Raw genomic sequence first — 5,745 nt, 5'->3', positions numbered from 1 at the left:
GTCGTGGTGTTGATGTTCGAACGGTGGCTGTGGCGCCAGTGGCTCATTGCTCAACGGGAGCACGGTCGGTGGTCGGCTCGCGTGCTTCTCGTCGGGTCCGTCGACTCGGTCGCGCAGATTGCACGGGAACTCGAACGATCAGCATCGGCTGGATACCTCGTCGTCGGTGCGTGCGTTCCTCACGGGAAGATCGCTGACCATATCCCGGGAACGGACATTCCCATCATGGGGAGTGTCGATGCGGTGGAGCGCGCGGTCGATGCGACTCTTGCAGACACGGTCGCGGTAACGAGCACGGACGACCTTCCCCCCGACAAGGTCAAGCAGATCTCGTGGAGCCTCGAGGCGGGCCGACAGCACCTCGTTCTCGCGCCCAGCATCGTGGACATCGCTGGTCCCCGTCTCCACACTCGACCGGTTGCGGGTCTGCCGCTCATCCACGTGGAGACGCCGCGATTCTCGATGGGACAGCGGTTCGTGAAGAGGACGTTCGACCTGGTTGGAGCGTCGATATTGGTCGCGCTGCTCTCCCCGGTGCTTCTGGCGGTGACGGTGGCCGTGTCGGCAACCAGCATCGGCCCGGTCCTGTACAAGCAGGAGAGGATCGGACTGCGTGGGAATCCCTTCTACATGCGCAAATTTCGTTCCATGAGAGTCGGTGCGGATCGCGAGCTCAAGGCGTTGCTCGAGGAGCAGGGGACGAGCGAGAAGCCGCTCTTCAAGATCAAGAACGACCCGCGCATCACGCCCGTCGGCCGATTCATCCGGAAATACTCGCTGGACGAGTTGCCGCAGTTGTTCAACGTCCTTGGGGGCACGATGAGTCTCATCGGTCCTCGCCCGCAGATTGCTGCAGAGGTAGCGCTCTACTCCGATGCGGCGCGCCGGCGGCTTCTCGCCCGTCCCGGCCTCACCGGTCTCTGGCAAGTGAGCGGTCGAAGCAGCTTGGACTGGGAAGACGCCGTCCGCCTCGACCTGTACTACGTCGAGAACTGGTCACTCGTGGGCGATATCGCAATCCTGTTCAAGACGCTTCGCGCCGTTCTCTCCCCGGGGGAGACCGCGCACTGATCTCATCATTCTCAGCTCGCATGCGGGCTGCTTCGTCTGCCTCGTTCGCCTCAACACCTGGAGACTTCTCGTGAGCGAGATCGGCCCTGACGACGTCACGACCGACGGCGTCATCGTCCATGAATGGTACGAGAGCCACGGCGGCGCAGAGGCGGTGGTTGATCGCCTTCGTGGACTGCTCCCGGGTGCTGAGCTTCACTGTCTGTGGGTCGACGGAGAGCGCATTGACCCAACGTCGGTGAGGGAGTCCTGGCTCGCGCGGACCCCCCTGCGACGCAGGAAGGCGCTCGCGCTTCCGATGATGCCCATCGCATGGCGAAACGTCGGTGCACACCACCGCTGGGCGATTATCAGCACCCACCTCTTCGCCCATCACTACTCGGAGCGCGCAAACCGCGACCTGAAGAAGCTCGCGTACGTCCATACTCCCGCTCGCTATATTTGGGCGCCTGAGGTGGATCCCCGCGGTGCGAACGTGGCGGCCCGCATCGCTTCTCCGCTCCTGCGACCGATCGATCGTCAGAGAGCGGGTGAGCTCGACAGTATCGCCGCGAACAGCGAGTTTGTCCGCCAACGCATCATGCGCGCGTGGGAGCGAGACTCGAGAGTCATCTATCCCCCGGTGGCGGCGGCCGAGATATCCCGACGGGTGATGCAGGTCGAGGACCCGGTCGCTTGGGGTGTGCCCCGCTGGACCAGCGAGCCGTTTCTCCTTGCCGCTTCACGACTCGTGACCTACAAGCGTATCGACGCCGCGATCGCCGCGGCTAGCGCCGCAGGGCTGCCGCTCGTCGTCGCCGGTTCCGGTCCCGACAGACCCCGTTTGGAGGCGATCGCCGCTGACTCAGCCGTCCCGGTGTACTTCGCGGGGCGCGTCAGCGACGACTTGCTGCACTCGCTTTACTCGCGTGCCGCAGCTTTCGTGTTCCCCGCAGTGGAGGACTTCGGGATCATGCCGGTCGAAGCGCTGGCTTCCGGTACGCCCATCGTCGTCAACGCGATCGGGGGTGCGGCCGAGATCCTGGGGTCTTCGCGTGTGGGCTCGACGTTCGATGTCGCGTCGGCGTCGGACGCGGTCGAGGCGATTCAGAAGGCGATCGGCTCCAGTCCGGATGAGTGTCGACGCCGTTCCCTCGAGTTCGACGTTTCCAACTTCGATCGGTCGATTCATGCGTGGCTCTCCGATTCGGACATCTCGTGAACATGTCGCGTAACCCACGCTGGATCGTCGTGACCCACTCCGCTGCGCCCGGCGGAGCGGAACTCGGACTGGTCAGATATGCAGAGCACTCACGTCGGGTAGATCGCGTGATCTCCTTCGCCGACGGATGGCTGACCCGGATCTTGAGCGAGCGCGGAACGCCCGTGCTGGTCGACAAGTCCCCGGGGCGCCGGCTCCGTCGCCTCCTTCGGGAAGACTCGAGCCTCGTCGTCATGAGCAATACACTGCGTGCGGCGTTGGTCGTCGCGATTGCACGTGTGCCGCGTCGCAGACACGTGATCTACGTGCAGGACGCGGTTCGTGGGGGCTACTTCTCTCTACCGAAACGACTCCTCATCGAGTTGGTCATCCTCCGATCGGCGGCTGTGCTTCTCGCCAACAGTGAGTTCACAGTCGGATCCCTTCCGCGGTCGCTTCGTCGTCGCGCTGTCGTCGTGGGCACACCGTCGGGGATCCTTACTCCCGACATTCGAGTTCGCAACGATGCACTCAACCGTCCCGTCAAGGTGCTCTCGTTGAGCCGACTCACGCCGTGGAAGGGGATCCACGTCCTCCTCGACGCCTTGGCGATTCTCAGTGAGCGATTGCCGGCGGATATGGGCCTCGAGATCACGATCGCAGGGGCTGCGCACTTCGGCGAAGAGGAGTACGAGGCATCGTTGAAGGAGCGCGCGCGGAACATGCGGTTCCCTGTGGCGTTCGTGGGTCACGTCGACAATGTCGACGACCTGCTCGCAGACACCGACATCTTGGTCCACACGTCCACCACGCCCGAGCCGTTCGGTCAGGTGATCATTCAAGGCCTCGCGTCCGGCGCCCATACGATCGTGGCGGACGCCGGTGGCGCAGCAGAGATTGTGCTCGCGACGAAGCGCGGCATGCGAACGACACCAGGTGATGCTCAAGAGCTTGCGGCCGCAATTGAGCGCATTGTGCGGGACGGGCGCTCCGCGTCCGGCCCGGACCTGCCGGTGCGCTATACGGATCCGGCGGTCGCTGGAGCAATTGACGGTCAGCTTCAGAGGTGGTCATGCTGACCTCCGGCCTCACCGCACTCTTCGCGGTGCTGTCGCGACTGGGGAACCTGGCGATCCTGCTCGCGGGAACCGCCGCCCTGCCGCATACCGACTACGCCTGGCTCGCGGTCGCGATGGGGCTGTCTGCCGCGACCCAGGTGCTCCTCGATCCCGGCGCCGTGGCCTATCTGTCGGTCATCCCCTCTGAGGATGAGTATGAGACCTCGGTGCGGCGAATGTATGGCCTACAGGCGGTTGCGGGGATGATCTCCATCACCGTGTTCATCATCGTGGGGGCCGTCGCGCTCCGAGGCGACCTGACGAGCTCGAGTTGGGCGATCGGCGCAGTCGGACTTCTGCCGGTCGCGGAGAACTTCGCCAGAGTGACCCGCGTACGTTGGTTGCGTCATCATCAACTCAGCAAGTATCGCGCTGTCGACCTCGGGCTTGCCGTCATCAAGGGCGGCATCGCGCTCGCGTTGATCGCGCGCGTCGGGGTCGGGTCGATTGTGGCCGGCACGGCGATTGCTGTCATCGCAGCGACGGGGATCGTCGTCGTCTCACTCCGCGGTGACTATCAGAGAAATCCACGCCTGCCGACGGTGGGCCGGGAATGGATGTCGGCAGTGCAGTTCGGACTTCCGACGATGGCTGCCGGTGCATACTCTCAGATTCCGGTCGTCCTCATGGCTGCGTTTGCTCCGATCAGCGACGCGGCAGTCCTCGCGACCGCGACGCGATTGGTGCAACCCGTCGAGATCGTTCCGGGAAGCATCTCTCAGATGTATCTCCCGCAGATCGCGCGACGTCGTTCCGGTGGGAAGCTGGTCTGGGGCCTCGCGGCGCTCGGAGTTCCCGCGGCGATCGCCACCGGAACGCTGGGAGCTGTCCTGTTGTCCCACGCCGAGCAGCACGCGGCGACCGTGACTGCGCTCGTCATCCTCTCTTGCGCCTTGCCGCTGAAGTTCGCAAACTACGGCCAAGCGGCGGTGCTCACGGGGCTCGGGAAACCACTCGTCCGGCTGATCGTGTCGTTGTCGACTGGCGCGATCGCGCTGGTGGCGGTGGCCATCGCCCTTCCCCACGGCCCCGATTTCGTCGCGCTGTCGATGGCGTGTTCGGAATCGGTACTGTTCGTCCTTCTCTTCATCGCACGAAAGGCAGTCAAGTGAGAGTTGTCATCGCATCAGCAGCCTGCGCATCCGGTCAAGGGATGCCGCGGAACATCGGCGATGAGGCCCTTACGGATGCTCTAGCAGGGGTTCTGCAGCGCGCAGGGAACGATGTCGTCGCATCGCTCGGTGGTGAGTGGTCGGACACGCCGACCACTGATTCGGGCATCGAGCGTGTGCCGCTTCGCGGAGTCGGCGAGCTACGCGCGGCGTTTGCCGGAGCGGATCACGTGGTGATCGGCGGAGGCACGCTGTTGGCAGAGAACGAAGCGCCGCAGTACGGGCTCATCCCTCGAGGCCTTATCCGATACGTGCTCGCGGTCTCCGGCGTGGCCGCGACCATGCGAATCCCGTACTCATTCGTGGGAGTCGGTGCGGAGAAGTGGCCGGCGCGCGGCGCCACCCTCCTGAAGCGCACGGTGAACCGTGCCCACATGGTTGCCGTGCGAGACGCCGACTCCGCAGCGCTCGTCCATGAGAAGACCGGCGTCAGTCCCACCCTCTCGGGGGATGCCTTCTATGGCTGGGTGCCCGAGCGCGGTTCCCGTCCGGGCAACCAAACGGTCGTCGCGCTGAGCGGACGCACGACCGCCCCGCAGATCGAACAGGTCATCGATCAAGTGTTGCGTTCCGGTCGACGCAACGTGGCAATTGTGCGGATGGACCAGGAGGGTGACGACGAACTCGTGAGCCGTACACTTGCTGAACGGCTCACGGCCCAGCATGTCTCGGTTGAACTCACGCCTCTGGTTCGCGATTGGCGCGACGTTTACACCACAATCGCCGATGCTGAGCTCGTCGTGGCCTCGAGGCTTCACGCGTTGATCATGGCGTCTCGAGCGGGGGTTCCGTCGGTCGCGATTGGGGAGAACAAGAAGGTGAGAACGTTCGTCGCTGATTCCGGTATTGCGCATATCGATTCCGGCTTCGACCCGCGATCGGCTCGTACCGATTACATCCTGAGGCAGCAGGAGCTGTTGGAGGATGCCTGTGCCCGCATTAGCTGACGTATCGGCGATGGCCCGCCAGCGGCTGTGGCTGCTCGGGTCGGGCCTGATGGTGCTCGTGGCAATTCTCGTTCCGCATATTGCGACCTGGTCGACACGGCCTCGCGCGTATACCCTGCTCGCCACTATCGCGTTCGTGTGCGTTGTGGAGACTCGGCGGGCGAGGGACATCCTTTCTCCACTCAACCTTCTTTCCGCCATTTTTGCCTTCCTCTACGTGGCGAAGGCCAACTACATCCTCGACACGGGGTTCACCA

At 64.1% G+C, this 5,745-nt stretch carries 6 protein-coding genes; all 6 read left to right on the top strand.

Annotated elements, in window-relative coordinates; all coding sequences use genetic code 11:
* Positions 1-1,071 (top strand): sugar transferase (locus ASG00_RS01945; protein ID WP_235559063.1); only part of this gene is annotated, 1,071 nt, incomplete at its 5' end.
* 70 nt (positions 1,072-1,141) lie between these two features.
* The gene (locus ASG00_RS01940) at positions 1,142-2,272 is read left to right on the top strand and encodes a glycosyltransferase (RefSeq protein ID WP_056206453.1); all 1,131 of its coding nucleotides are present in this window, start codon (positions 1,142-1,144) and stop codon (positions 2,270-2,272) included.
* A 107-nt stretch (positions 2,273-2,379) separates the two neighbouring features.
* Complete coding sequence (locus ASG00_RS14230; protein WP_162237849.1) at positions 2,380-3,330, top strand: glycosyltransferase family 4 protein; 951 nt, start codon at positions 2,380-2,382, stop codon at positions 3,328-3,330.
* Entirely contained in the window at positions 3,318-4,481 is a 1,164-nt protein-coding gene (locus ASG00_RS15100) for a hypothetical protein (RefSeq protein ID WP_056206449.1), read from the top strand. The genes ASG00_RS14230 and ASG00_RS15100 overlap by 13 nt, the downstream gene beginning before the upstream one ends.
* Before the next feature lie 41 nt (positions 4,482-4,522).
* The gene (locus ASG00_RS15095) at positions 4,523-5,488 is read left to right on the top strand and encodes a polysaccharide pyruvyl transferase family protein (protein ID WP_162237850.1); all 966 of its coding nucleotides are present in this window, start codon (positions 4,523-4,525) and stop codon (positions 5,486-5,488) included.
* A partial coding sequence (locus ASG00_RS15090; RefSeq protein WP_162238320.1) for a hypothetical protein occupies positions 5,472-5,745 on the top strand: 274 nt, incomplete at its 3' end. The genes ASG00_RS15095 and ASG00_RS15090, both read left to right, overlap by 17 nt.

The sequence above is a fragment of the Microbacterium sp. Leaf351 genome, from assembly GCF_001423825.1.
GTDB lineage: Bacteria > Actinomycetota > Actinomycetes > Actinomycetales > Microbacteriaceae > Microbacterium > Microbacterium ginsengisoli.
The sequence above is the reverse complement of the archived record's forward strand: the minus strand, read 5'-3'. Positions and strand labels throughout refer to the sequence as shown.

What these genes read in the sequence shown, in the direction of transcription:
- ASG00_RS15095 (WP_162237850.1), top strand. Translation starts at nt 4,523, where the DNA reads ATGCCGCGGAACATCGGCGATGAGGCCCTTACGGATGCTCTAGCAGGG.